This is a genomic window from Kitasatospora sp. NPDC051853 (assembly GCF_044452665.1).
GTDB lineage: Bacteria > Actinomycetota > Actinomycetes > Streptomycetales > Streptomycetaceae > Kitasatospora.
This window is the reverse complement of the sequence record NZ_JBITBY010000009.1, coordinates 83,005-108,909: the sequence shown is the minus strand read 5'-3', so window position 1 is coordinate 108,909 and position 25,905 is coordinate 83,005. Positions and strand designations below refer to the sequence as shown.

General features: G+C 73.6%; 23 protein-coding genes and 2 pseudogenes. 13 read left to right on the top strand and 12 right to left on the bottom strand.

Going from position 1 to position 25,905, the window contains the following annotated elements; all coding sequences use genetic code 11:
* Positions 1-220: 220 nt before the first annotated feature.
* Positions 221-901 carry a DUF6426 family protein gene (locus tag ACIA8O_RS25300; protein ID WP_396296244.1) on the bottom strand — a complete coding sequence of 227 codons (681 nt, stop codon included), beginning with the start codon at positions 899-901 and terminating at the stop codon, positions 221-223.
* Between the two features lie 155 nt (positions 902-1,056).
* Here ACIA8O_RS25300 and ACIA8O_RS25295 point away from each other — a divergent pair, with 155 nt between their 5' ends.
* The 3 genes and pseudogenes from ACIA8O_RS25295 to ACIA8O_RS25285 all read left to right on the top strand — a co-directional run.
* Positions 1,057-1,308 (top strand): hypothetical protein, encoded by a 252-nt coding sequence (locus ACIA8O_RS25295; protein ID WP_396296243.1) that lies wholly within the window; start codon positions 1,057-1,059, stop codon positions 1,306-1,308.
* Between the two features lie 226 nt (positions 1,309-1,534).
* Positions 1,535-1,768 (top strand): hypothetical protein, encoded by a 234-nt coding sequence (locus tag ACIA8O_RS25290; protein WP_396296242.1) that lies wholly within the window; start codon positions 1,535-1,537, stop codon positions 1,766-1,768.
* Between the two features lie 357 nt (positions 1,769-2,125).
* Positions 2,126-2,263 (top strand): annotated as a pseudogene (locus ACIA8O_RS25285) (transposase); the annotation flags it as partial.
* 74 nt (positions 2,264-2,337) lie between these two features.
* Here ACIA8O_RS25285 and ACIA8O_RS25280 read toward each other — a convergent pair.
* The 3 genes from ACIA8O_RS25280 to ACIA8O_RS25270 all read right to left on the bottom strand — a co-directional run bounded on the left by ACIA8O_RS25280 (position 2,338) and on the right by ACIA8O_RS25270 (position 5,807).
* On the bottom strand, positions 2,338-2,646 hold the full coding sequence (locus ACIA8O_RS25280; protein WP_396296241.1) for a hypothetical protein: 309 nt from the start codon (positions 2,644-2,646) through the stop codon (positions 2,338-2,340).
* Between the two features lie 75 nt (positions 2,647-2,721).
* Positions 2,722-5,001, bottom strand: coding sequence for a hypothetical protein (locus tag ACIA8O_RS25275; protein WP_396296240.1), 2,280 nt, complete (start codon positions 4,999-5,001; stop codon positions 2,722-2,724).
* Positions 5,002-5,171: 170 nt separating this feature from the next.
* Complete coding sequence (locus ACIA8O_RS25270) at positions 5,172-5,807, bottom strand: DUF6368 family protein (RefSeq protein WP_396296239.1); 636 nt, start codon at positions 5,805-5,807, stop codon at positions 5,172-5,174.
* Between the two features lie 169 nt (positions 5,808-5,976).
* Between ACIA8O_RS25270 and ACIA8O_RS25265 the strand changes: the two genes are divergently transcribed.
* Positions 5,977-6,594, top strand: a complete 618-nt coding sequence (locus ACIA8O_RS25265) for a hypothetical protein (protein ID WP_396296238.1) — start codon at positions 5,977-5,979, stop codon at positions 6,592-6,594.
* A 76-nt stretch (positions 6,595-6,670) separates the two neighbouring features.
* On the opposite strand, the gene ACIA8O_RS25260 is transcribed toward ACIA8O_RS25265, so the two are convergent.
* The 3 genes from ACIA8O_RS25260 to ACIA8O_RS25250 form a co-directional block, all read right to left on the bottom strand.
* Positions 6,671-7,900 (bottom strand): NAD(P)/FAD-dependent oxidoreductase, encoded by a 1,230-nt coding sequence (locus tag ACIA8O_RS25260; protein ID WP_396296237.1) that lies wholly within the window; start codon positions 7,898-7,900, stop codon positions 6,671-6,673.
* A 17-nt stretch (positions 7,901-7,917) separates the two neighbouring features.
* Positions 7,918-9,246: a cryptochrome/photolyase family protein gene (locus ACIA8O_RS25255; RefSeq protein ID WP_396296236.1), complete on the bottom strand. Its 1,329-nt coding sequence runs from the start codon at positions 9,244-9,246 to the stop codon at positions 7,918-7,920.
* Positions 9,247-9,379: 133 nt separating this feature from the next.
* On the bottom strand, positions 9,380-9,706 hold the full coding sequence (locus ACIA8O_RS25250; protein ID WP_396296235.1) for a rhodanese-like domain-containing protein: 327 nt from the start codon (positions 9,704-9,706) through the stop codon (positions 9,380-9,382).
* Between the two features lie 39 nt (positions 9,707-9,745).
* Between ACIA8O_RS25250 and ACIA8O_RS25245 the strand changes: the two genes are divergently transcribed.
* The 3 genes and pseudogenes from ACIA8O_RS25245 to ACIA8O_RS25235 all read left to right on the top strand — a co-directional run bounded on the left by ACIA8O_RS25245 (position 9,746) and on the right by ACIA8O_RS25235 (position 12,328).
* Complete coding sequence (locus ACIA8O_RS25245) at positions 9,746-10,360, top strand: TetR/AcrR family transcriptional regulator (protein WP_396296234.1); 615 nt, start codon at positions 9,746-9,748, stop codon at positions 10,358-10,360.
* Positions 10,361-10,387: 27 nt separating this feature from the next.
* Positions 10,388-10,495: pseudogene (locus ACIA8O_RS25240) on the top strand (VOC family protein); the annotation flags it as partial.
* A gap of 120 nt (positions 10,496-10,615) precedes the next feature.
* Complete coding sequence (locus tag ACIA8O_RS25235) at positions 10,616-12,328, top strand: cation:proton antiporter (protein ID WP_396296233.1); 1,713 nt, start codon at positions 10,616-10,618, stop codon at positions 12,326-12,328.
* 7 nt (positions 12,329-12,335) lie between these two features.
* On the opposite strand, the gene ACIA8O_RS25230 is transcribed toward ACIA8O_RS25235, so the two are convergent.
* Entirely contained in the window at positions 12,336-15,845 is a 3,510-nt protein-coding gene (locus ACIA8O_RS25230; RefSeq protein WP_396296232.1) for an NACHT domain-containing protein, read from the bottom strand.
* A gap of 176 nt (positions 15,846-16,021) precedes the next feature.
* On the opposite strand from ACIA8O_RS25230, the gene ACIA8O_RS25225 reads away from it, so the two are divergent.
* A complete protein-coding gene (locus ACIA8O_RS25225) occupies positions 16,022-16,177 on the top strand; it encodes a hypothetical protein (protein ID WP_396296231.1) in 156 nt (51 codons plus the stop codon).
* Between the two features lie 73 nt (positions 16,178-16,250).
* On the opposite strand, the gene ACIA8O_RS25220 is transcribed toward ACIA8O_RS25225, so the two are convergent.
* Positions 16,251-16,514 (bottom strand): DUF4235 domain-containing protein, encoded by a 264-nt coding sequence (locus ACIA8O_RS25220; RefSeq protein ID WP_396296230.1) that lies wholly within the window; start codon positions 16,512-16,514, stop codon positions 16,251-16,253.
* Positions 16,511-16,987 (bottom strand): hypothetical protein, encoded by a 477-nt coding sequence (locus ACIA8O_RS25215; protein WP_396296229.1) that lies wholly within the window; start codon positions 16,985-16,987, stop codon positions 16,511-16,513. Before ACIA8O_RS25215 ends, ACIA8O_RS25220 begins: the two co-directional genes overlap by 4 nt.
* A 183-nt stretch (positions 16,988-17,170) precedes the next feature.
* On the opposite strand from ACIA8O_RS25215, the gene ACIA8O_RS25210 reads away from it, so the two are divergent.
* The 3 genes from ACIA8O_RS25210 to ACIA8O_RS25200 all read left to right on the top strand — a co-directional run bounded on the left by ACIA8O_RS25210 (position 17,171) and on the right by ACIA8O_RS25200 (position 20,363).
* The gene (locus ACIA8O_RS25210) at positions 17,171-18,625 is read left to right on the top strand and encodes an MFS transporter (protein ID WP_396296228.1); all 1,455 of its coding nucleotides are present in this window, start codon (positions 17,171-17,173) and stop codon (positions 18,623-18,625) included.
* 86 nt (positions 18,626-18,711) lie between these two features.
* Positions 18,712-19,122, top strand: a complete 411-nt coding sequence (locus tag ACIA8O_RS25205) for a hypothetical protein (RefSeq protein ID WP_396296227.1) — start codon at positions 18,712-18,714, stop codon at positions 19,120-19,122.
* 134 nt (positions 19,123-19,256) lie between these two features.
* Positions 19,257-20,363 (top strand): FAD-dependent oxidoreductase, encoded by a 1,107-nt coding sequence (locus ACIA8O_RS25200; RefSeq protein ID WP_396296226.1) that lies wholly within the window; start codon positions 19,257-19,259, stop codon positions 20,361-20,363.
* 198 nt (positions 20,364-20,561) lie between these two features.
* Here the strand turns inward: ACIA8O_RS25200 and ACIA8O_RS25195 are convergent, their stop codons facing one another.
* Entirely contained in the window at positions 20,562-21,851 is a 1,290-nt protein-coding gene (locus ACIA8O_RS25195) for an ABC transporter substrate-binding protein (RefSeq protein WP_396296225.1), read from the bottom strand.
* A 515-nt stretch (positions 21,852-22,366) separates the two neighbouring features.
* On the opposite strand from ACIA8O_RS25195, the gene ACIA8O_RS25190 reads away from it, so the two are divergent.
* A complete protein-coding gene (locus tag ACIA8O_RS25190) occupies positions 22,367-23,695 on the top strand; it encodes a nucleobase:cation symporter-2 family protein (protein ID WP_396296579.1) in 1,329 nt (442 codons plus the stop codon).
* Positions 23,696-23,756: 61 nt separating this feature from the next.
* On the opposite strand, the gene ACIA8O_RS25185 is transcribed toward ACIA8O_RS25190, so the two are convergent.
* A complete protein-coding gene (locus ACIA8O_RS25185) occupies positions 23,757-25,169 on the bottom strand; it encodes an amidase (RefSeq protein WP_396296224.1) in 1,413 nt (470 codons plus the stop codon).
* Between the two features lie 99 nt (positions 25,170-25,268).
* On the opposite strand from ACIA8O_RS25185, the gene ACIA8O_RS25180 reads away from it, so the two are divergent.
* Positions 25,269-25,856: a TetR/AcrR family transcriptional regulator gene (locus ACIA8O_RS25180; RefSeq protein WP_396296223.1), complete on the top strand. Its 588-nt coding sequence runs from the start codon at positions 25,269-25,271 to the stop codon at positions 25,854-25,856.
* Positions 25,857-25,905: the final 49 nt, after the last annotated feature.

Here is a 25,905-nt window from a genome sequence, read left to right as displayed (position 1 = left end):
CCCTGGGGGAAAGCAGCGGTTCAGAGCCTCCATCTGAGCCGAGGCCAGTTACCGGAGAGCCCGGGCCCGCTCCGCTTCGGCGGGGCGGACCCGGACTCTCACGCGTACGTCGCTCCCCTCGCGGTGAGCCACGCCTCGACGTAGGCACGGGCACGGCGGCCTTCCCGGCCGCCGAGCCAGGGCCTCGGTCAGGCGTTGGCGGCGGCCGGTGGGCGGAGCGTCAGCAGGGGACGCCGGCGATGGTGGCGGTCGGGGCGCTGACGTTGACGAGCTGGTAGGTGCTGAGACCGGTGCTGACCATGTAGGTGGTGGTCTGGTACTCCACACCGAGCGCGAAGCGCTGGCCGGGGGCGATGGTGATCTCCCAGTTGGTGCTCCGGCTGATGCTGGAGTTGATCTTCGTGCCGAGCGAGACCTCGAGCACCTTCAGGGCTTCCAGCGAGGTGTTCTGGCTGGCCTCGAAGCTGACGTTGTAGGTCGACTGCTGGGTGAACTTCTGGGGGGCCGGAGATTCGTTCACCAGGCAGTCGTGCGGGACGATCCACTTCGCCCCCGACCACACGGCCTTGATCCCGCTGCCGGACGAGCTCCCGCCGCCCCCGCCGGTGCCCGGGTTGCCGCCGCCGGGAACCGCGATGGGCGCCTCCGGACGGGACACCCACTGACGTTTGCCCACGACGACCACCCGGCCCATGTCGTACGTGTCGCCGATCTCGCCGCTGCTCCAGCTGATCTTCTGCGAGTAGCTGGAGTAGCAGCTGCCCTCGTACCACGAGTCGGGCCAGTAGTCCGGGCCGCAATCACCCGCCGCGAGGGCCAGGTTGGGGGCCACGACGGCGGGGACGGTCGCGAACAGCGTGGCGCCGAGGGCGACGGCGGCCAGGGAAGCGCGGAACTTCACGGACACTCCTCAGAGTTCGGGTCAAGGATCCGGACGACACTGCGGTCGCCCGGGCCCCCGAACCCTGGCACGGCCATCGGCTGTTAGCCAGTATGTATTCAAGTAATCCCAGGATGAGCTGGAATAAATGGCAGTGTCAGGGGACACTCCGTCAGGTGCGCCGCCTCCGTGAGGGCGCCGCCGGCGAGGTGGAGGTGACCTCGTCCAGGAGGTCCTCGTCGTCGGGGCCCGGGAGGATCTCGTCACTGATCGAGCGCGACGAGCAAGGCCGACCGGTGGCGGTCCGGCGGATCGCGAAGTTGACGGCCGATCAGCTCACGTCGGCTCGGCAACTGCTCGCCGATCCCCGCCAGACCATCACTCAGACGAAGGCCGTGTCCACGTCCGGCGAACTCACCGATGAGTGAACTCGTTCGAGAAGCACGCGCGATCGTGACACCATGAGCCTCGTGATGACGAACCGAAAGGTCCATGCCGCGTAGACGGCCGACGGACGTCCGGACCAGCCTCCCTCTGCACCGGACACGGGCTTCGAGACCCGCGATCGACGGTGTCTCCTCGCGGGCACTCTCCGAGGTGGCCCACCTCGAACGCACCCGGAACTACCTGCAGCCAGGGGATGTCACCGTCGCTGTGCGTCTGTGGCGGGACCACGTCCGCCGCTCCGAGCGGCAGCAGTGGCACGACTACGAGTGGGGCAACGTGCACTGGTACTGCTGCGGAAACCCCTGGGAGGCTCGCGCCCTCCTCGACACGGTGATGAACGCGATGTCACCCCGGGGCGCCCGCGAACTCCGGAAGATCATCAACCGGCTTGACGCCGCCTACGGCATCCCCCTGCCGCCACATGACGGCGAAGGAGGATGAAGCACGAGGTTACGCCCGGCTTGTTCGCCACAGCAGCAGCCTCTGCAGCATGAACGCACCCATCAGGAGCATGATCAGCAACTCTTGATCGACGACGCCCACATTCTGGGCGGCCAGACAGGCACAGCCGACAGCGGCAGTGGCCCAGCACGCGGCCTGGCGCCATGCACGCCGAGAAACGGCTCGGGCAGAGATGGCCACCGCGGAGATGGACAAGACGCTCAGGAAGACCGATCCGGTCCAGTGGCCAGGCATGACCAGATGATTTCACGCCCGGCTCCACTGCTGCCAAGCACCCTGTCATCAGCCCCGAGGCCCCGGTCACCACAACCGGCAGAAGCTTCTCCTGGCTCTGGCCTTCGATCTCACGTTGAGCACGTCTTCGCGCGGACGAAGAACTGGAAGATCCTGCGAGACTGCCGCCTGCGCGGAGCCGGGGTGCACCAGGCCATGCTCGGTGTTGCGCGGCTCCACAACCTCGCGCTCGCCGGATAGCCGTACCTCACCGCCGCAAGCCAGGAAGCGCACACCCGGCTTCGCCGCCAATCGAAGGTCCGGCATGCATGAAGTCAGTGCAGTTCGCATTCCCATGGCTCGATGTCCGGCTCGCCCGGGGGCAGCTCCCCGGTGCAGTACTTGTAGAGCCACGTCGCAGCCCTGCGTTCAGCGTGCTTCTCGTTGACCGGCTCTCCCCGCTCGTCCAGTTCAAGGACGTTGGCGAAGATGGCGAAGCAGATCTCCGCCTGAGAAGGCGAGTCGCGGAGCTCTTCCCAGTAGTCAACCCCTTCGAGCATCGGGTGGCCCACCGAGCCACGGGCGAGCCATCCGGCGAAGCGCCGGAAGGCGCCCGAAGTACCGTGACTGAGGTGTGAAGGCATGCCAAGAATCTAGCCGCAGCCGATCAGGGTCACAGCGCCAGCCTCGGGTCGGCTGCTCAGGACACGACGGGTCCGTCAACGCCAGGACTTACAGGACAGCCTTGAGGTGGTCAGTGCTTCGCGGACGGCTCTGGCTGCAGTTCGAAAGCGCTCGTCCGCGAGGACGATCCGGTTCTGGAGGCCGGAGCCGACGATCCGTTGGTCGCCGTTCGCGAGTTCGTCGAGCCGGTCGAGCCGGGCTGCGTCGAATGCCGTCGGGCCCAGGGCGGACAGGGCCTCCAGTGCCTTCGCGGCGAAGCCGGCGTACGAGCCCGGCCGGGTTGCCGCCAGGACGCGGTCCGCCAGGTCGGCGCGCGCGAGACCGGCGGGGGCGTCGGAGCCGGGGTGGAAGGCGGTCAGGGTGTGGACGACCGCGGGCACCAGGTCCGGGTCGTCGAGCAGCGGCAGGAGGAGGGGAACGAGCGGTTTAGCGGCCGGGCCCAGGTGACGGGCGGCCTCGGCCGCGCGCTCGGCGGTCATCCGCCCCCAGGGGTGGGCGGACCAACCGATGCCCTCCGCGATGACCTGGAGCGCGGGCCGCCGATCACCGGTCAGTTCCCGGACCAACGCCGCTGCTTGGAGGGCGGCGTCGATCGCGGGGGGCGTCTCCCGGGAGGACGCAGGCTCGGCCAGCACCGCGTACAGGTGCGGCAGCAGGGGGTGGGCGGCATCGCCAAGTGCGGCGGCAGCGGTGACCGCACGGTCCAGGCCGTTGCCCCGTCGGCTCAGCTGCTCGGCCAGGATCGGCAGCAGGGCGTCGGGCTCGCCGGTCAAGGCGTGCAGCGCGTTTGCTGCCGCCTGGCGTGCCTCCAGGGGCCCGTGTGCGGTCAGCGTCCGGAGCGCGGCGGTCACCTGGGTGTCGGCCCCTGGGTCGGCGATGGCGGCCAAGGCCCGGCCGACCGGGAGCGGGTGGTGCGGCAGGGCGGTGAGCAGCTCCGGCAGGGCGGGCCTGGCCGCTCTGCCCCAGGCGGCGAGCACCCCGCTCAGGTGGACCGGCTCGTTGATCGCGGCCAGCCCTCCCGGAGCGAAGACCGAACGGCCCCCGGCCGGCGGTTCGAGCGCCGCGAGTCGTGCGCGCAGCACGTCGAGCAGCGCCGGGTCGAAGGGCAGCCGCGTCCGGTCCTCGGAGGCCGGGGTGGCGGTCGGTGTCCGGTCCTCGCCGGTGGCGAGCCGGTAGGCGGCTTCCAACGCACGCGGGCGCTGCGGTAGTTGACGGGCCAGCAGCCGTGCCGCCTCGGGGGCGCCGAGGTGCACGAGCACGGCGAGTGCTTCGTCGGCCGGGTCGCCGTCGCCCTCGGCGACGGCGACCAGCGTCGGGATCGCGGTCGGGGCGGGCTGACACCACGACCGCAGGAGCGGCATTACCTCGGCCGCGGTGGCCTGATCGCCGAGCAGCGGGAGGAACCCGGGCAGGAGCCGGGCCGGTGCTGTTCGGGAACGCAGGGCGAGGGATTCGGCGGCCCACCGGACCTCGGCGATCGCAGCCAGGGCCCTCTCGGCGTCCTGCGACCGCAGGACGGTGGCCCGTTCCAGTGCGCGGGCGAGCACGTCGATCGCGGCCACGGCCTCGCCGCGCCCGTGCAGACCGGCGCTGATGGCCTGCAACGGCTCCCGCTGCCACGAGCGCCCGAACCCGTGCCGCTCCAGGGGAACCAGCTCCGCGACGCGCGCCGCCGTGTCGGTGGTCCACGGCAGGCCGTGGTCGACGCCCGCCAGCAGGGCCGCGACCTGCACCGGTGCCGGCTGGTCCGCGGCCAGCCCGGCCGCGCACAACTCCTCGGCCGCCTCGGGCACCACGAGCAGACGGGCCGTCAGGACATCGGCGCGCACCACCGGCTCACCCTCCGCCGCCCACCGGGCCCGCAGCGCCTCCCCCGCCACGGGGCCGGCGGCCGACCCGCACTGGGCCACCGTCCACGCCGTGGTCTGCCGTACCTCCGGATCCCGGTCGGCCAGCAACGGCAGGAGCATCCCGAGTTGCTCGGCGACGGCCGCACGCGCTGCGCCCGGCAGCGGCAGGTCGTGCTCGTCCACGCTCTCGGCGATGGCGCCCAGCATGCCCAACAGTGCCGTGCGGCGCACTCCTTCGACCGCGAGCCGGGCCAGGAAGGGCACGGCCGGAGCCGTCGCCGAGTACACCGTGCCCTGGTGCACGATGCTGCTCCACAGCTCTTCCTCCGCCTCGACGGCGCGCTCCTCCTCGTCCGACGCCACACCGCGCAGGAGGGACGGGACGTCTTCGGCGGTGCCGTAGGCGTGGCTGAGCAGCGACCAGTCGATCCGGTCGAGGCCGGTGAGGGGGGCGGGGCGGTCCATGCCGCAGATCATGGCACCCGCCACCGACGACGATCCCCGCGCCTTCGGTCGGCCACGGCCGCGACCAGAGGAGTGCGCGGCCGGCCGGGCCGAGGAGACCGCGAGGGACGGACCCGTCAGTGAGCGAGGCGCAGCCCGGCGGTGTGGGTCGTGAAGGGCCGGCAGCTGGGCTACTTGACCAGCCGGAAGCCGGGGTAGCCAGCCCAAGCCCGCAGGAACTCAGCGGTGCCCAGGACCATCTCGTCCCCCTCGGTGATCCCCAGCATCCCCGGGAGGCCGGCGACGGCCGCGGCCTGTCCGTCCGTCAGCTCGGCCTTGGCCACGCCTCCGACGACCTCCAGGACGGCGGCGGTCAGCAGGGCCGCGGCCACGTGGTCGGCCCGGTCGTTGCAGGAGGCACTGACGTTGACGGCATGGGTCGGCGTGAAGCCGAGGACGGACACCACCTCGGGCTCGTCCTCGTGCTCGGCGTCGAAGAGCTCCTCGTGACCGGCCGCCGGACCCATCAGGTAGACCAGGAACGGCCGGTGGCGATCCACGCTCTCCAGGTCCAACCAGCCGGGCACCAGGGACTCCTCGGCAATGTGCACGTCACCGAGCCAGAACGGCCGGAAGGGTCGGTGCCGGTCCTTCTCCTCCAGGAAGTCGTCGGCACCGAGCGCGTCCAGGGGCACGCTGACGTCGTAGTAACCAGGGCGCTTCTCCTCGAAGGAGGAGGAGAGCCTCACCATCAGCGCGCGGAACTCCTGCAGCACGGCAGGGGACGGGGGCGCCGCCAACTCGATCACCAGCGTCGGACCGGACATGCCGGGATCCTAGTCCGCCGACCGGCTCCGCCGCCGCTCGGTTTCCCGGCGTCAGCGTTCGATGTCGGCGCGAACCTGCCTCCGACGCCTCCGAAGCCGTCCGCGCACCCTTGCCAGGGGAACTCGGGCTCGCCAATCTGGTCCAATCATCAACGGGGGGGGGCCAACGATGACCGATGTTTTCGTGCTGCGTTTGAACCGACGGCTCTGGACGAAGGTGGTCGCGTCGGCGGTGTTCGTACTGGGCTGGTTCGTGTTCTGGCTGCTGGGCTTCGGGGTGTTCGAGGGCACCTTCTGGCTGCCGGTGGAGTTCACGGTGGGCGAAGTCCTGAGCTATCTGATCGTGCTCGGCTTTTTCTGGGGTCCGATACTCGTGGTCGCCGGCGTCGGCCTGCCGGACGCCGTACGGCCGGTGCGGATCACCGTCCGACCGGACGGCGTCGTCCTGCGGACCCCGCTGCTCCGCAGCCGGAGGATCGGCTGGGACGCGATCCGGCGGGTGGACGCCCTCACCGTGCGGACCGGCGTCTCGGCCTCGCAGCTCCTGGTCCTGGAGACCGCCACCACCCGCGCCGCGGCCGTCGGCCGTCCCGGGCGTGCCTACCGGCGCCTGCTGGTCCTCACCCGGGGACGTCCCGACGCCCAGGGGCTGGCCTTCGACACCGTGTACTACGCCTTCCGCCCGCTGGACGTCCTCGCGGCCGTCCGGGCCGTCGCCCCGCCGACCGTCGGTACGGCGGACCACACCGACGCCATGCCCGTGCCCGGGAGCACCCAGCCCTGGTGAGACCGCTCCGGTCGGGGGGACCCGGCGATGTCGTCAGTGGCCTCACCGGCCGGGGCACCGACTCGGGACGACCCGTTCACGTGGTGGCCAGGACCTCGCGGGCGGCTCGGGTGCCGGAGGCGAGGGCGCCCTGGACGGAGGCGGTGGCGCGGTGGTCGCCGCAGAGGTGGATGCCCGGGGAGTGGTGGGTGGGGCGGGTGAGGGGATGGGGGGCGGGCATGGCGGGGAGGGCGTGGGGGATGCGGTGGGTGGCGAGCAGTTCCCAGTCGGAGGTGTCGTGGTCGTGGAGGACGGCGAGGCGGGCGCGGACGGTGGCTTCGTCCGCCGTGGTGCCGAGGACGGAGGTGGCGACCAGGTGGTGGCCGGGAGGGGCGTACTCGGGGGCGACCTGGGAGAGGACGACGGAGTTGAGGAGGTGGCGGCCGGCGTCGACCAGGAGGGTGGGTTCGGTCAGCGGGGGGCGGGTGGTGACGTGGTGGAAGGTGGTCACGGCGCGGGTCTCGGGGACGGGGAGGCCGGGGAGCAGGGTGGCGGCCGTGGTGGGGTCGGTGGCGACCACCACCGTGCTGCAGGGGATCTCCTGACCGTCCGTCAGGGTGACGGTGCCGCGGGAGACGGCGGCCACCGGGGTGTCCAGGCGGAGGGTGCCCGGCGGGAGGCGGGTGGCCAGCTGCTCGGGGACGGCCTGGATGCCGGCGGCGGGGAGGGCGAGCGTGCCGCGGAGCATGCTGCGCCAGTAGAGGTGGAACACCCGGCTGGAGGTGGTGAGTCGGTCCTCCAGGAAGATCCCGGACAGGAACGGCCGCAGCACGTGGTCGACGACCGGTTCGGAGATCCCGGCCGCGCGCAGGGCCGAGGCCGTGGTGCGGTCGGGTGCGGCGCGCAGGCGGGCCGCGGGGGTCAGCAGGTCGCGGGCGCTGAGCAGTCCGAGGGCGGCGGCGTCCCGCCGTGGGGCGAGCCGGCCGGTCAGCAGGTCGCCGCACTGGGCGGGCCGCCGCAGCGGGTGGGCGAAGCGCCGCCGCCCCCGGGAGCCGGCCAGCAGGAAGCCCGGGGTGAACGCGCGCAGGTCGAGGGCGTTCGTGTCGATGCGTGAACGCACCTGCGGGTAGCCGGTGTTGAAGACCTGGAAGCCCCGGTCGAGGAGGAAGCCGTCGACCCGGTCGGTGCGCATCCGGCCGCCGACGGCGTCGGAGGCCTCCAGCAGCAGGACGGAGCGTCCGGCGGAGGTGAGGTCGATCGCACAGGCCAGACCGGCGAGGCCGGCGCCGATCACCACGACGTCGGTGCGGCGGGCGGGAGTCGTCATCGCAAGGTCCTCCGTGGTCAGTCGAGGGCGCGGGCGTGGCGGAAGCGGGCGCCGAGGGAGTCGGGGTCGACGATCGGGGCCGGGTAGTCGGGGGCGTCCTCGCGCCAGGGCTGGTGGACGGCCGGGCCGGGGAGGTGGGCGAGCTCGGGCACCCAGCGGCGGACGTACGCGCCGTCGGGGTCGTAACGGAGCGCCTGGCGCAGGGGGTTGAGGAGCCGGTTGGGGCGGGTGTCGGTGCCGGTGCCGGCGACCCACTGCCAGTTCAGCTGGTTGTTGGCCACGTCGCCGTCGACCAGCAGGGAGAGGAAGTGGCGGGCGCCGATGCGCCAGTCCAGGTAGAGGGACTTGGCCAGGAAGCTCGCGGTCAGCAGGCGGGCGCGGTTGTGCATCCAGCCCTCGTGGAGCAGTTGGCGCAGGCCGGCGTCGACGATCGGGTAGCCGGTGCGGCCCTGCCGCCAGGCCTCGGCCTCGGCCTCGGCCTCGTCGTGGTGCCAGCGGTCGTGGCGGCTGCGGTAGTCCTGGTGGGCGACGGCGGGCCGGGCGGCGAGGACCTGGTGGTGGAAGTCGCGCCAGGCGAGCTGCCGGACGAAGGCCTCGGCGCCCTCGCCGCCGTGGGCGGTGGCGCGGGCGGCCAGCTCGTTCGCGGAGAGGCAGCCGAAGTGCAGGTACGGGGAGAGGCGGGAGGTGCCGTCCTCGGCGAGGGCGTCGTGGAGTTCGGCGTAGGCGTCGGGGTCCCAGCGCTTCCAGTGGCGGCGGGCCTCGCTCTCGCCGCCCGGGGGCAGGGCGGGTGACGTGCCGTCAGCGGTGGGCAGCCGCTCGCTGCGGACGTCGTCGGGGGTGTGCAGGGCGCGGGGCGCGGCGAGGACCTTGCGGCGGGGGGCCTGCTGCCAGGCGCGGTGGTACGGGGTGAAGACGGCGTAGTGGTCCTTGCCGGCCGGGGTGACGTCGCCGGGCGGGACGACGGTCAGCGAGGCGTCGTGGACGCGGAGCCGGTCACCGAGCAGCTCGCGCAGGCGGGCCTCGCGGCGGTGGGCGAAGGCGCTGACGCCCGCGGCGACGTGGACGGTGTCCGCGCCCGCCTCGGCGGCCACCCGGGCGGCCTGGTCGGCCGGGTCTCCGTGGCGCACGACCAGCCGGGAGCCGCGGCGGCACAGCCCGTCGTCGAGGTCGGCGAGGCAGTTCGCGAGGAAGGCCTGCCGGTTGGGGGCGGCGAACCCGGCCGCCTCGACGGCCGGGTCCAGGACGAACAGCGGGACGACCTGGTCGGCTGCTGCGGCGGCCGCGTGCAGCACGGGGTTGTCGTGCAGCCGCAGGTCCTGGGTGAACAGGGCGATGGAGACGGTCATCGAGGGTTCCCGGGTCGGTTCGAGCGGTTCGTACGGAGACGCGGCGTTTGGTCCGCAGCCTACGTTTCGGAGCCGACGCGGTTCCGGATTGCGGCGGGCGGGGCGTCCCCTCGGTGCCCCGCCCGCCACCGGGTCAGGCGGACTCGGTGGGCAGGCCGGCCTCGACCCAGTCCTGGATGCCCTCGCGGTACTTGCGGACGTCGGTGTAGCCGAGGGCGGTCAGCCGGTCGGCGACCTGGCCGCTGTTGGGGCAGGCGGTGTTGGAGCAGTAGGTGACGATCGCGGCGGTGCGGTCGGGCAGCACGGTGGCGGCGAGGGCGTCCACCTCACCCGGCGTCAGGGCGAGGGCGCCGGGCAGGTGTTGCTGGGCGTGGTACTGGCCGCCGAGGGTGTCGACGACGGTGACGGTGCCGGCCTCGATGGCCGCGGCGAGCTCCTCGCGGGTGACGAGTGCGGTCATGGCAGTGCCTCCTGAAAGGAATCGGACTACAGTCCTCTTGTGGCTCACGACATTAACGGACCGCAGTCCGCTTCCGCAACGCCCCTGGAACTCCTGCGCACTCCCCCGCCCAAGGAGCGCGCCGACGCCGCCCGCAACCGGGCCGCCGTCCTGGAGGCGGCCGCCCGGCTGTTCGGCGAGCACGGCGTCGAGGCGGTCTCCATGGACCAGGTGGCGGCGGCGGCCGGGGTCGGCAAGGGCACGCTGTTCCGCCGCTTCGGCGACAAGTCGGGGCTGGCCGCCGCCCTGCTCGACGCCCGCGAACGCGTCCTCCAGGAGGCCGTCCTCCAGGGCCCGCCCCCGCTCGGCCCCGGCGCCCCCGCCGCCGAACGGCTCCCGGCCTTCCTCTCCGCCTACCTGGACTACCTGCTCGACCACCTCGCCCTGGTCCGGATGTCCGAGACCGCCTCCCCCGGCGCCCGTTACCGCATCGGCGCCTACCGCTTCTGGCACCGCCACGTCGCGATCCTGCTGGCCGGCACCCCCGACCCCGAGTACGCCGCCCACGCCCTGCTCGCCCCGCTGGCCGCCGAGCACGTCGCCGCGCTGCTCCCGGAGCTCGGGCCGGAGCGGATCCGCGCGGGGGTGCTCCGTCAGGCCCGCGCCCTGCCCTGACGGACCGTCGGACGGGTGTGCGCCGGGGGCGCTCAACTCGTCGGTGAGATCGTGCAGTTCGAGAGCGTCTACCTGCTCTGCTACGTCCGCGGCCCGGAGGGCATCGTGGTCGGCCTGGCGGAGGAGCTCGGCTGACCCCTCCGGGCCTGGGCGGCGCGCCGTCCCCCACCGGAAGCGCGGTCCGGCCCCGTCCGGCGTCCATCATGCGAGGTGAGAACCGTCGTGGTGGAAGAGTCGCGGAACAGGAGCCCGCCCATGGGATGGACGCTGGTCGCCGTACTCGGCGTGATCAGCATCGTGGCGGTGGCGGCGGCCTCGCGGCGGATCGGGGTCGCCGCCCCGCTCTCCCTGGTGGTGGTCGGGACGGTGCTCAGCTTCCTGCCCGCGGTGCCCCACCTGGAGGTCGAACCCGACCTGGTGCTCACCGTGGTGCTGCCGCCCCTGCTGTACGCCTCCGCCGTCCACATGCCCGCCGTCGACTTCCGCCGGGACCTCAAGGCGATCCTGCGACTGGCGGTGCTGCTGGTCGCCGTCACCACGCTCTGCTCCGGCTACCTCTTCGCCTGGCTGCTGCCCGGCCTCGGCCTGGCCGCCGCCTTCGCGCTCGGCGCCGTCGTCAGCCCCACCGACGCGGTGGCCGCCACCTCCATCGGCAAGCGGCTCGGACTGCCGACCCGGCTCACCACCATCCTGGAGGGCGAGGGCCTGGTCAACGACGCCAGCGCCCTGGTACTGCTCGGTTCGGCCGTGGCGGCGATGACCTCGACGGTCCACCTGTGGAAGGTGGGCCTCGACTTCCTGGCCTCGGTGGTGGTGGCGAGCGTGATCGGGGTGGTGGTCGGACTGCTCACGGTGCTGGTGCGCGGGCGGCTCCACGACACCGTCCTGAACACCGCGCTCTCCTTCGTGGTGCCGTTCCTGGCCTTCCTGCCGGCCGAGGAGCTCGGTGCCTCGGGCGTCCTCGCCGTGGTGCTGACCGGTCTGGTGAGCGGCCACCTGAGCCCGCGCTTCCTGCGCGCCCGGGACCGCCTGGCCGAGGACGTCAACTGGCAGACCATCGCCTTCCTGCTGGAGAGCGCGGTCTTCCTGCTGATGGGCCTCCAACTGCGCACCCTGGTCGACCAGGCGGAGGACGCCGGGCAGAGCGTCGCCCACGCGGTCGGCATCGGGCTGCTCGCCTCGCTGCTGGCCATCGCGATCCGGATGCTGTTCGTGGCGCCGCTGGTCGCCTCGCTGCGCCGCGACGCCGACAAGGCGGTGGAGTTCCGGACCCGGCTGGACGACCTCGCCGACCGGCTGGACTCCGGGGCGGAGCTGCCGCGCCGTTTCCGGAAGACCGACCCGGGGAGGCTGGAGGGACGGATCGAACACGGCCGCAACGACGCCGAGTTCAGGATCAACGAGAAGTTCGGCTGGCGGGGCGGGCTGGTCATCGCCTGGTCCGGCATGCGCGGCGCGGTCACCGTCGCCGCCGCCCAGAGCCTCCCGGCCGACACCCCCTACCGGCCGCAACTGCTGCTGATCGCCTTCACCGTGGCCGGTACGACACTGCTGCTCCAGGGGCTGACCCTGCCCCGGGTGATCCGGGCCCTGGGACTCCCCGGCGACGACGAGGCCGCCGACCGCACCGCCTTCGCCGAGCTCTACGCCGACCTCTCCGCCCGCGTCGCCGACACCCTCACCGACCCCGCCCTCACCATGCCCGACGGCACCCCCTACGACCCCGCCGTCCTCGACCAGGCCCGCGCCTGGACCACGGCCCGCCACAAGCGCCCCGCCCTCGGCACGGTCGCCGACGGGGTCGACCCGCGCGAGCAGTTCCGCGAGCTGATGCTCACCGCCGCCTCCGCCCAGCAGGACGCCCTGCTCACCATCCGCACCACCGGCACCTACAACTCCCGCGTCCTGGCCCGCGCCCAGTCGATGATCGACAACGAACTGGCCCGCTTCCAGGACCCCGAGGGCTGACGCGCCGTCACCGGGCCGCGGCCTGGCGGAGGCCCGCCGCCAGGCGGAGGTCCGCCGCCAGGCGGCTGAGCAGGGCCGTTCGGGCCACCGGCACGGGCGGGCCCTGAAAGGCGATCACACTGCGCATCCTGGCGCGGAGTTCATCGCCGGGCTCCTCCTCCAGCAGACCGGCGAGTTCCTCCGCGCTCCCTCCCGTGGCGGCGATCCCCTGGAACCGGACCCAGCGCGCCTGCTCGTCGTCCTCCTGCGGCAGGCCACGGAAGAAGGCGGCGCAGCGGACGTCGTCCGGCCACCACTGACCGAGCGCGCGACGGGCGAACAACCGCAGCTCGCCCACGGGATCGGCGACCGCCACGTCCATCAGCCGCGGCACCAGGTCGACACCGGCCGGCCGTCGGCGGATCAGCCACGTGAGAACCGCCCGGCGGAGGTCCGGCTCCCAGGCGTGCTCGGCCTGGTCGAGCAGGACTTCGACGAGTCGTGGGTCTCCGGGGGGAACGAGGGTCAGCAGTCCGATGACGCTCTGCCGGAGCTCGTCATCGGGCTCGTTCTCGAAGCGCTCGAGGAGCAGCGCGAGGAGGGCGGGATTCGCGAGCTCCGCGCACCGTCCGAGGATGTCGAGTACGGTCGCGCGGACGTCCACGCCGTCCGCATCCACGTCACCGACGATCACCTCCCAGTCCTCCGGGTGCTGTGTGAACCGCTCCAGGAGGACGCTCGTCAGCGCCGATGAACCCCGGCTCCGCCAGCTGGGTGCCCCGTGGCCCCATTCCTCCATGAAGTTCGTGAGCGGGACGGGGCGACCTGCGTGCCACTCCCGCATGGCCTCCGCCATCGGGTCCTCGGCCGAGGCCGACTCCGACTCCACTCCGGCGGTCCCGGGTGAACCGCGCCTCCAGGGCGGCTCGGCGGGGCGCGCACGCCCGTTGCCGAGGTGGATGCCCCAGGTCGAGGAGAGCACGCGTTCGGCCTCGGCCCGGACGGCCTGGAAAGCGTCCTCCGTGGCCCGTTCGACGAGCAGCCGGCGGGCGCCGTCGTCCGACGGGTCCCTGCCCAGCAACTGGATCGCGACCGAGCGGGGCCCCGGAGCGGGGTCACGGGTGGCCCGGCCGCGAAGCAGCCCGTCGAGGTCCACGGCTCCTTCGAACGCGGCGGCCGAGAGCGCCTTCAACGCCGCGGACCGCATCTGTGGCTCGGGGTCGTGGACCGCCCAGCCGACCAGGGCGTCGACGACGCCGGGCTCGTCGGCCCAGCGGGGCAGTGCCGCGACCGCCGCGAGGCGGTCCTCCTGGCCCCAGGAGGTCCTGGCGAAGCCGAGTACGGCGGCGGGTCCGTCCTGAACGGCACATGCGAGGGTCGCGGCCGCACGCATCCCCTGGCCCCATACGCCGTACCAACCGAGCAGGCGATCGCGGCCGACCCAGTTGGGGCTGAACCCTGCGAGATCGGCAGCCAGTTCGACCGCCAGCTCGTAACGGCCGGGTGAGCTGAAGTAGTCGTCGACTTCCAGGGCGAGATGGGCGGTCAGGTCATCCACCACCTCCCTGCTCTGCCCGGCCAGGGACCCGATCTTTTTCACCTCCGCCAGGACGCGGACGGCGAGCACCAGGGAGTCGGCGGAGGTCACCGTCTCCCGCTGCCGGAACAGGCGCAGCAGGTGGTCGACCAGGGCGGCCACGTCCCGTTCCCTCAGCTGGCCCGCGATCAGGAGGAGGACCTCGTGCCAGGCGGGGTCCTCCGCGCGCGGGGCGAGGACCTCCTCGACGAGCTGCTGCGGGGTCCATTCGCGTTCGTGTTCGTAACGGTGGATCAGGTCGGCGGCGGCCAGGTACTCCAGGAAGGTCCGGTGCACGAAGCCGTACACGCCGCCGCCGTAGCGGGCGAGGATGAAGTTGCGTTCCCGGAGCTGGCCGACCATGGCGCGGGCGGCCTGGCGGGCGCGGTCGGGGGCGACGTCGCAGAGCACCAGGTACTCGCGGAAGAGCTGCTCGACGGCGGCTTCGTGGACGTGGTTGCCCGAGATCCCGTCCTCGCCCTCCTGCATGCGGCGGGCCAGTAGCCGCAGCACCTCCAGGCGTTCGTCCTGGCCGAGCACGTCGAGGGCGTCGGCGACGGCGGGCGGGAGGTGGGCGGTGAGGTGCTTGACGTCGCGGTCCCAGCGGGCGACCAGGACGGTGACGGCGTGCCGGTAGACGCTGTTGCGGTCGCGGGGCAGGGTCTGGCGGCGGCCGAGGATGGCGAGGATGGTCAGCAGCAGCGGGTTGCCGGCCAGTTCGCGGACGGGGCGGGAGCGGGCCAGCGCTTCGCCGAGCCGGGTGACCAGCCGCTGGGCCTCGGCGGGGTTGCCGGGGCAGGCGGTGGCGTACCAGCGGCGGGAGAACTCGGCGGTCTGGCGCTCGTCGAGGTCCTGGAGCATGTGGTGTGCGAACCCGGCGCCGTCCAGTACGGCCCGCTGGTAGCCGATGACCCGTGAGGTGACCAGGTAACGGCAGCCCGGGTAGCGGGCCGCGAAGGCGGCGATGCGGCGGGAGGTCCGGGCCCGGACCTCGGGGTCGAAGAGTTCGTCCAGGCCGTCGAAGACGACCAGGGCCCTGCCGTCCGCGAGGAGTTGCCGCAGGACCGGGGCCGGCGGCGCCATCCCCTCGGTGGCCTCCAGGTGGCCGAGGAAGTCCTCGAAGGTCTCGCCGATCCAGTCCTGCTGGGCGTAGGAGCGCAGCTCGATCACCAGCGGGACGTGCCCGGCGAGCGGGGCCAGGGCCGGCACGGCGGCGGCGGGGTCGTCGGTGGTCAGGACCAGCGCGAGGTAGTGCGCGATGGTGGACTTGCCGGCGCCGGGGTCGCCGAGCAGCACCGTGCGGCGGGCGTCCTCGCGGGCGAGGACGTCGAGGACGGGTTCGGCGGGCCGGTGCCGGTAGGCCTGCTGGAGTTCGGCCAGCCAGTCCCGTTCCACCCCCGGGGGCAGCAGCTGGTCCTCCGTCAGCTCGCCTCCTTCGAGGAGGCGTTGCATCAGTTCCCTGGGGAGCTCGACCGGCGGGGGGTCGGCCCGGACGGACTGCGGGACGAACACCTCGCGGAGCTCGACCACCGGCTGTTCGTCCTGGTCCCGGTCCGGCGTCAGGACTTCGAGGTCGAGCCGGCCGTAGGTCTCGCGGACCCGCCGGGCGTAGGCCTCCAGTGCGGGCGCAGCCTCGGGCGGCGGGGTGTCCTTGGAGGGTGGGGCCGCTCCCCACAAGGTCTCGAGCTCCTGGTGCCGGCGCTGCCACAGCGAGGGGTCCAGGAGTGAGGGCGGGACGGGGCGTGAGCCCGGGGCGCAGCTGCGGCAGGCCTCCAGGAGTGCCGTCACCGCGTCCCGGTCCGGCGGGCGTTGGAACTCCCCGCGCAGCAGCCGGTGGACGGCGGACTTGCTGAGCCCCCGGCCCTCCGGGGTGGCCTTGGCCAGGCGTTCGACGCTCGGGCCGCCGGCCGCGCGGCGGACCTCCTCCAGCAGTTCGGCGAACCTCTGCCGTGCCTGATCCACCGAGCCCCCCGCATCCCGGAACGTCCCGGGCCGTCCCGTCCCGGGAGGCCCATCGTAGGGGCCGACCAGGTGGTTCGCGGCCGGGATCCCGATTCCTCCCGGCACTCCCAACTCCCTTGGCCCGCACCGGAGAGTGCTCCCGCAAGCACTGACGCACACGATCCGAGGGAGTCTCCGTGAGTACCGAGTTGATGCTCTTCCTGCTGGCCCTGCTGCTGTTCGCAGGGGTGGTGCTGCCGGCCGTCTGGTCCCGGCACGGCTACCGGCGGACGGCCGCGCGGCGGACGCTGGCGATGCTGCTGAAGGCGGTGCGCGACCTGTACCCGTTCTGACGCCTGACGCACCGTCCGGAGACGCGGCCGCCGCGGAGACCCGAGTGGGGGTCTCCGCGGCGGCGCGCGGACGTCAGGCCGGCCAGGTGCCGGTGAGGCGGCGGGTGGCGGTGGCTCCGCCGCGGTCGACGGCGGCCTTGACGAAGCCGAAGACGGCGCTCTGGACGGCGGCGGCCACCAGGACCTCGCGCCAGGTGCGGTCCTCGTCGGTGGCGTCGGGCGCGTCGTCGTGGCCGGCCAGTTTCCAGGCCTGCTTGAAGAGGGCGCCGGCCATCATTCCCGCCCCCGCGCCGAGGGCGAGCCCGACCGGCTTGTAGGCGAGTGCGGCCGCCTTCACGGCCGCTCACCCCGTCGGCGGCGCAGGCTGCGGAGCAGGACCGCGCCGGCCACCGCCGCCGCGGCCGCCAGGAGCAGCGACCGGCGGTTGGCCCGGGCGAGGGCGGCGGCCCGGGCGGCCCGGCGCTGCAGGTCGGGCGGGGTGTGCTCGTCGACCAGCCGGCCGAGGTGGGCGGTGGTGTGGTGGGCCTTGGCGGCGGCCCCGCCGAGCTGCTCGCGGGCCTCCGGGGCGTGGGCCCGGGCGGCGTCGATGACGTGGGTGACGGTGTCGCGGACCGAGGAGGCCGCCTGCCCGGCGAGTTCGCGGGCCTGGTGCGTCACGTCCGCCACCACGTGCCCGGGGTGCGCCGGGTCGGTGGTGCCGCCGAACCGGGCCATGGTGCGCGCCAGTCGTTCGCGGGTGCGGGCGACCTGGGCGCTGAGCTCGGCCCCGCTCGGCGCGGAGACGTCGTTGCCGGGTATCCCTGTCGTCATCGGTGGGTCCTCTCCTCGGATCGCGCTGTCACCGTTCCGGGCCGTGGTGCGGTCCCGGGGCGTCGTCCCGTTCTGGCGGCTACCCCGGTTCGCCGGAACCATCCGTGACGTTTGGGCGGGCGGGCCGGCAGCCACACGAAGTAACCGAACGGGTTCGTCCGGGAGAAGTGGGTGAGGGTGGTCATGACGACGCATCAGGAGACGCGCGGGGTGCTGCGCAGTACGGTGCCGCAGCGGTTGGACCGGCTGCCGTGGAGCGGGTTCCACTGGAAGGTGGTGGTCGCCCTCGGCATCACGTGGGTGCTGGACGGGATCGAGATCACCATCGCCGGGTCGATCGCCGACCGGTTGCGGGACCACCAGACCTTGGGCTTCACCTCGGGTCAGGTGGGTCTGACGGCCAGCGTCTACCTGCTCGGCGAGGTGGTCGGCGCGCTGGTGTTCGGGCGCCTGGCGGACCGGCTGGGGCGGCGCAGGCTGTTCATCGCGACCCTGGCCGTCTACCTGATCGGCAACGGACTGACGGCCCTGTCGATGGACTTCACGTTCTTCGCGGTGACCAGGTTCATCGCCGGTGCGGGGATCGGCGGTGAGTACGCGGCCCTCAACTCCGCGATCGACGAGCTGATCCCGAGCCGGCACCGGGGCCACGCCGACCTGGCGGTCAACGGCACGTACTGGCTCGGTGCGATGATCGGCGCCGCGGCGAACCTGGCGTTCCTGGACCCGGACCTGTTCGGGCTCGACCTGGGGTGGCGGCTGGGCCTGCTGGTCGGCCCGGTGATCGGTGTGCTGATCTGGGGGCTGCGCCGCACCCTGCCGGAGAGCCCGCGGTGGCTGCTGACGCACGGCCGGCCGGCGGAGGCCGAGCGGGTGGTGGCGGAGATCGAGCGTCAAGTGGCTTCCGGCGGGGTCGAGTTGGCGCCGGTGCCGGAGAGCGAGGGGATCGAGCTGCGGCAGCGGCCGCCGATCGGGTACCGGGAGCTCGCCCGGGTGCTGTTCCGGGACTACCGGACCCGGTCCGTCCTCGGGTTCGCGCTGATGGTCACGCAGTCCTTCCTCTACAACGCGATCTTCTTCACGTACGCGCTGATCCTCTCCGAGTTCTACGGGGTCGTGGACGGAGCGGTGGCGTACTTCGTCTTCCCGTTCGCGCTGGGCAACCTGCTCGGGCCGCTGCTGCTGGGGCGCCTGTTCGACACCCTGGGGCGGCGGCGGATGATCGGGGGCACCTACTGTGCCTCGGGGGCGCTGCTGTTCGTCACCGGCTGGCTGTTCGCGGCGGGGCTGCTGACCGCCGTCACGCAGACGGTGCTCTGGTGCGTGATCTTCTTCATCGCCTCGGCGGCCGCCTCCTCCGCCTACCTGACGGTCAGCGAGATCTTCCCGGTGGAGATGCGGGCCCAGGCCATCTCCTTCTTCTTCGCCCTCTCGATGCTCTTCGGCGGGGTGGTCGCGCCGTGGCTGTTCGCCACCCTGATCGGCGACGGGTCGAGCCCCTGGCGGGTCTTCGGCGGGTACGCGGTCGGCTCGGTGCTGATGGTGGCCGGCGGGCTGACCGCGTACCGCGTCGGCGTCGACGCGGAACGCAAGCCGCTGGAGCACGTCGCCGCCCCGCTCTCCGCCGTCGGCGGGTGAACTGACGGATGGTCACCGCATGGGCGGGGCGATCCGGGGCAACCGCACACCGACGGCACCCCGAGCGCACGACGAGGAGCGATCCGATGACCCGTCCCGTACCCGCCCAGCTCTCCACCGCCGAACTCACCGCCGAGGCCGCCGACCTGGTCCGGGCCGCGGGGCTGGCCGCGCAGCCCGGCGGCGCACCCGGGCTGCTCCACCCCACCGACGCCGCGGCGGCGGTCAGCGCACTGGCCGGCCTGACCGCGCGGCTGCCCGATCTGCTCGACCAGGTGGGCACGTTCCTCAGCAGCGAGCAGGCCACCGGCCGGATCGGCGCGCCCGCGGCGGAGGACTTCGACGACGTGCGGCTGGCCCGGGACGCCCGTGAGCACCTGTACGAGGCCGGCCGCACCGCCGCCCTGCTCGCCGAGTCGCTCGCGGCCGCCGCCACCGCGCTCGCGCCGCTCGGGCAGACCCGCACGGCCGGCGGGCCGACCACGCCGCACGCCTGACAGCACGCCACACGCCTGACAGCGCCGTGACCGGGACTGTCAGCGGGATGTCAGTGCTCTGACGGCAGGGCCGGTCACCTTCGAGGGGACGGCCGCCCGGATCCGCCGGGCGGCCCGGCCCTGGAGGAGTTCCCGTGCACGACATCCACGTCACGATCATCGGCGCCGGCCTCGGCGGTCTCGCGCTGGCCCGCGTCCTGCACGTCCACGGCGTCCCGTCCACCGTCTACGAGGCGGAGTCCTCGCCCGCCGAGCGGGCCCAGGGCGGGCTGCTGGACATCCACGACTACAACGGCCAACTGGCCATCGAGGCAGCCGGGTTGACGGAGGAGTTCGAGAAGATCGTGCTGCCCGGGCGGCAGGCGCTGCGGGTGCTGGGCACCGACGGCACCGTGCTGCTGGACAAGGCGGACGACGGGACCGGCGGCCGCCCCGAGGTGCACCGCGGCGAACTGCGCCGGATCCTGCTGGAGTCGCTCCCGGCCGGCACCGTCCGCTGGGGCCGCAAGGTCACCGGCACCCGGTCCCTGGGCGGCGGGCGGCACGAGGTGGCCTTCGCCGACGGAACGACCGTCACCACCCGGCTGCTGGTCGGCGCGGACGGCGCCTGGTCGCGGGTGCGGCCGCTGCTCTCGGACGCGGTGCCCGCATACTCCGGCACCTCCTCGGTGGAGACCTACCTGTACGGGGCCGGGACCCGGCACCCGGCCGCCGCGGCGGCGGTGGGCGGCGGGTCGATGATCGTGCCCGGGGACGGCCGGGAGCTGTTCGCCCACCGGGAGGAGGGCGACACCCTGCACGTCTACGCGCTGCTGACCCGGGCTCAGGAGTGGTTCGAGGCGGTCGACTTCACGGACCCCGCAGCCGCCCGGCAGCGGATCGCGGAGGAGTACGCGGACTGGGCGCCCGCCCTCGCCGCCCTGGTGGCGGAGGGCGACAGCGCGCCGGTGCTCCGTCCGCACTTCGAGCTGCCGGGCGACCACCGCTGGGAGCGGGTCCCCGGGGTGACGCTGCTCGGCGACGCCGCCCACCTCCAGCCGCCGAACGGCGAGGGCGCCAACCTGGCCCTGCTGGACGGCGCCGAGCTCGGCCGGGCGATCGCCGGTCACCCGGCCGAGCTCGAAAGCGCACTCACCGCCTACGAACGGGCGATGTTCGTGCGCAGCGCCGAGGTCGCCGCCGCCGTGCCCTTCGGGCCGGAGGACCTGGAGGGATTCGCGGCGCAGCTCGGCGCAGCCTGACCGGCCGTCAGCCGGGGGCAACACCCTAAGGCCACGGCGTCAGCCGCCCGCGAGCGCGACGCCGTGGCGTCCTGCACCATGCGCAGCGCCGAGGCCGCCGCCGTGTCCCTCGGGCCGGAGGACCTGGAGGGATTCGCGGCGCAGCTCGGCGCAGCCTGACCGGCCGTCAGCCGGGGGCGACACCCCACGGCCGCGGCGTCAGCCGCCCGCGAGGGCGACGCCCTGCCCGCGCATGGCCTCCACCGTGGCGTCCTGCACCGTGCGCAGCGCCCCGGTCATCGGCGTGCGGTTCTTGAGTGCCTTGGGCAGCTCGGCGGTGAGCGACTTGGAGGTGGCGGCCATCGAGGGCCCCCAGCGCCAGCGGCTGCTGCCCGAGGCGCCGAGCTGGCGGAAGACGTCGCCGATGACCTGGTTGCCGAAGTAGGGGCTGGGGGCGTTGAGGGCGGGGAGGGTGTCGGTGGCGACGGCCGCCGGGTAGATCTTGGCCTTCTCGACCAGGATGTCCAGCGCCTTGCGGTCGGTGCCGAGCCAGGCGGCGAACTCCGCGGCGGCCTCGGGCTTCGGGCAGCCCCGGGCCACGGCGGTGGCGGAGCCGCCGTCGAAGACCGCGGGGTCGTTGCCCTTGCCCCAGCCGGGGAGCGGGGCGACCGCCCAGGCGCCGGAGGCTCCGGGGGCGTTCTGCTCCAGCAGGGCGGCGTACCAGACGGGGGCGGGGAAGGCGGCGATGGTGCCGTCGCCGAGGCCCTTGTAGAGCTCGGGGGAGAAGCCCTGACGGACCGCCACCAGGCCCTTGTCCACCAGGCCCTGCCAGTACTGGGTCATGGTGGTGGTGGGCGCGCCGGTGATGTCGACCTGCCACTTGCCGGCCTGGGTGCCGAACCACTGGGCGCCGGCCTGGGCGGCGAGCGCGGTGAACCACCAGGGGTCGTCCGGGGTGAAGGCGGTGAGGGTGGTGCGCGGGGCCACCCGGTGCAGCCGGTCGGCGTCGCGGGCGAACTCCTCCCAGGTGGACTGCGGGCGCATGCCGTACCGCTGGTAGACGTCGCGCCGGTAGAACAGGGCCATCGGGCCGACGTCGACGGGCATCCCGTAGGCGTCGCCGTCCACCGTGACCTGGGACCAGGCGGATTCGGGGTAGAGCACCCGGGCGGTGGAGGTGTCGACGGGGGTGACGGCCTTCGCGGCGACGAAGGCGGGGAGGGACTCGTAGCCGACCTGGACCAGGCAGGGGCCCTTGCCGTCGGCCACCGCCTGCAGCATCGCGTCGTAGCCGCCCTTGCTGCCGGGGTCGGTGGCCTTGAACTCGATGCGGACCTTCGGGTGGTCGGCGGTGTAGGCGGCGGCCGCCTCGGCGTAGCCGGGCGCCCACCCCCAGAAGGTGACGGTGGCGGTGGTGTCGGCGGCCGGACTGGAGCAGGAGGCGGTCGCCGCGGCCATCAGGAGGGCGGCGAGGGCGCCGAGACAGCGTCGTCTCGGTGAGCTGGTCACAGGTGGTCCTTGCATCGGTGTCACGTGGGGGGCGGCGCGGGAGTGACCAGCAGTATGACGCTCGAAATCGCACGTACGTCAATGACTTTGATCGAATCGAGGCCAGACCGCCGCCGCGCCTTGCCGAGGCGCCGCAAGCTTTGTCAGTGCACGGTCAGGTCGGACCGGCGCTTGGCGGAACGTACAGGGCCCTCCGCCGGGACGGGCGATCCCGCCGGAGGCATTGACCAGGACCGCCCGGCTTTCTACATTCTGTTGCACCCGAAGTGCGGAATCCCGGTTCCGCATCGTGGATCCACCCATGGGCCGGACCTGTCGCCGCAGGATCCGGCGGGCGGGCGGCAGGACCGCCGACCGCCAGGGTCGTCCCGACGTCGCCCCGTCCCTCAGGGGCCGCCGTTCCCGGACCCGAAGATTCCTTGGATGTGGAGGACCCGCACGTGAGACCTCGGACCGCCGTCACGCAGACCGGACCGGCGCCGCACCCCGTCGACGAACTGCTGCCGCCCGGCCGGATGGCGACCGTCGCGCTCCAGCACGTGGCCAGCATGTACGCGGGCGTGGCCGCACCGCCGTTGATCATCGGTGCGGCGGCGGGCCTCTCCCCCGCCCAGTTGACCACCCTGCTCGCCGCCAGCCTGTTCATCGCCGGGGTGGCCACCCTGCTGCAGACCCTGGGCCCCTGGGGCATCGGCTCCCGGCTGCCCTTCGTCAACGGCGTCTCCTTCGCGACGGTCTCGCCGATCCTGGCGGTGATCGAGGCGGAGAAGGGCGCGGCGCTCCCGCTGATCTTCGGCTCGACAGTGGTCGCCGGTCTGGTCTGCTTCCTGCTGGCGCCGCTGTTCTGCCGCCTCGTCAGGTTCTTCCCGCCGGTGGTCAGCGGCACCGTGATCACTCTGATCGGCATCTCGCTGCTGCCGGTCGCCGGGAACTGGTCCCAGGGCGGCAACTCCTCGGCCCCGGGCTACGGTTCGCTCGGCAACCTCGGCCTGGCCGGCGTGACCCTGCTCGCCGTGCTGCTCTTCAACCGCTTCCTGCGCGGCTTCCTGCAGCGGATCTCGATCCTGCTCGGGATGCTGGTCGGCACCCTGGTGGCGATCCCGTTCGGCAAGGTCGACGCCGGTGCGCTCGGTGAGCTGCCGCTCTTCGAGCTGCCGCACCCGTTCGCCTTCGGGGCACCGCAGTTCCAGCTCGCGGCGATCGTCTCGATGCTGGTGGTGACGGTGGTCTCGATGACCGAGTCCACCGCCGACATGATCGCCCTCGGCGAGGTGGTGGAGCGCCCGGCGGACGACCGGACCATCGCCGGCGGCCTGCGGGCGGACGGCCTGGCCACCGCCTTCGGCGGCGTCTTCAACGGCTTCATCTGCTCGGCCTTCGCGCAGAACATCGGACTGGTGGCGCTCACCCGGATCCGCAGCCGCTTCGTGGTCGCGCTGGCCGGGGTCTTCCTGCTGGTGATGGGCCTGGTGCCGGTGGTCGGCGGGCTGGTCTCGCTGGTGCCGCAGCCGGTGCTCGGCGGGGCGGGCGTGGTGCTCTTCGGCTCGGTCGCGGTGGCGGGCATCCGCACCCTCGGCAAGGCCGACCTGAGCCTCGGCTCCAACGCCGTGATCGTCGCGGTCAGCCTCGCCTTCGGCATCTTCCCGATCGCCTTCCCCGACTTCTACCGGGCCTTCCCCGAGCAGCTCGCCACCGTGCTGCACTCCGGCATCTCGGTGGGCTGCCTGCTGGCGGTCGTCCTGAACCTGCTCTTCAACCACCTCGGGCGCGGCCGCGAGATCCCGCCCTCCTACGTCCCGGAACAGCAGGTCGAGGCCCTCGGCCGGGTGGCCGGCCCGGCCTGACGGCCCGTCGGGAAGGGCGCGGGTGCGGGCCGGGAGCCCGCGCCCGCGCCCACGGGCTCCGTCAGCGCGGGTCGAGCGGCGTGAGGACGCCGAGCCGCCGCTCGACCGCCTCGGCGGCGGCCAGGCAGAGGTCCTCGCGGAAGGCCCGGCCGACGAGCTGCACGCCGGTCGGCAGTCCTGCGTCCGCACCGGTCGGCACCGCCACGCCGGGGACGCCGGCGAAGCTGGTCGCCGTGCAGAGCCGCAGGCCCGCCGCGACCCGGGCGTGGCCGGCCCGGTCGCGGGACTCCAGGCCCGGCTCGACGGGGGGCTCGGTGAACGAGGGGCCGAGCAGCAGCGGGTACTCGTCGAGGAACTCCGCCCAGGACCGGCGGATGTTCAGCCAGGTGCCCGTGAGCTCCACCAACTCGGCGGCGCTCGCGGGCGGGTGACGCTCCATCGACATCCGCAGGTAGCGGTCGCCGCCCTCGCCGAGCAGCGTGCGCACCACCGGCCAGCTCGGGGTGAACTCGGTGGCGGTGATCCGGCCGTAGGCCTCCAGCGCCTCGTCCAGGCGGGGCACGTCCGGCACCTCGCGCACCTCGTACCCGGCGTCGCGCAGCGCCTCGGCGGCGCGCCCGACGGCCGCCCGCACGGTGGGGTGGACGCCGTGCCCGCCCGGGTCCGCCACCACCGCGACCTTCACCGGCCCGGGGAGCGGCTCGCCGTACCGGGGCACCGGTACGGCCCGCGGGTCGCGCGGATCGGTGCCGGCCAGCGCCTCGTACGCCGCCCGCAGGTCACCGACGCTCCGGGCGAACGGGCCGTCGGTGACCAGGAACTGGGAGGCGGGGCCGGGGTCCGCCGGGCCGAGGACCCGGTGGTCGGCGGGGAACCGGCCGGGCGTCGGCTTCAGTGCGGCCACGCCGCAGAACTGGGCGGGCACCCGGAGCGACCCGCCGGAGTCGTTGCCGAGCCCGAGGGCGGCCATGCCGGTGGCGACGGCCACCGCGTCGCCGCCGCTCGTCCCGCCCGGAGTGCGGCCGCGGTCCCAGGGGTTGACGGTGTCCCCGTACAGCTCGCTGCGGGTGTGCATCCCCGCCAGGACCAGGGTCGGCAGGTTGGTGTGCCCGACCGGGACCGCGCCCGCCGCGCGCAGCCGGGCCACCGGGGGCGCGTCGGCCGCCGCCACCAGGTCGCGGAAGCGCGGGCTGCCGAAGGTGGTCGGCGCGCCCTCGACGGGCGTGCTGCCCTTCACCGTGAACGGGACCCCGGCCAGCGGGCCGAGCTCCTCACCGGCGGCCCGCCGGCGGTCCGTCAGCGCGGCGGCCGCCAGGGCGCGGTCCGCCAGCAGCTGGGTGACCGCGTTCACCCGCGGGTTGACCTCGGCGATCCGCGCGAGGTGGCTCTCCGTCAGTTCCACGGCGGAGACCTCGCCCCCGCGCACGGCCGCGGCCTGCTCCCGCGCCGTCAGCCTCCACAGTTCCCGTCCCATGCCGTCCGCCCCTCGCCCTCGTTCCGATGCGCTTGCATCGGAACTGTAGCCTGGTATCCGATGCGCTCGCATCGGATAAAACCGGAGGGGTGGACGCACGTGCCCAGACAGGTCGACCAGGAGGAGCGGCGGCGCCGCATCGCCGAGGCCGTGTGCCGCCTCGCCGACGAGCACGGCCTCGAAGGCGTCACCCTGCGGGACGTCGCCGCCCGGGCCCAGGTGTCGATGGGCGCCGTGCAGCGCTGCTTCGCCACCAAGGAGGAGATGCTCGCCTTCACCCTCGCGGACATCGGCGAGCGGATCGCCGCCCGCGCCCGCGCCGGGCTGCTCCGCTCCCCCGCCCAGTCCGCCGCCAGCGCCCTCGGCCACACCCTCACCGAGGTCGCCCTGCTCCGGCCCGAGCACCACTCCGAGGCCCGCGTCTGGCTCGCCTTCCTGGCCCAGGCCGCGGTCAGCCCACCACTGGCCGCGATCCTCCGGTCCGGCTACGCCGCCCTGCACGAGGCCGTCGCCCGCCTCGTCCACGAGGCCGCCCCCGCCCTCGACGCCCCGCGCGAGGCCCACGCCCTCCTCGCCCTCACCGACGGCCTCACCGCCCACGTCCTGGTCGGCCGCCTCACCCCGCAGGAGGCCGAGGACGCCCTGCACGCCCACCTGACCGGCCTCTGGCGGCAGAGCCGTCGGTGACCGGCGCGTTGCGGGCCGCGGTGAGGTGTCCTACCTTTTCGCCTGGCTC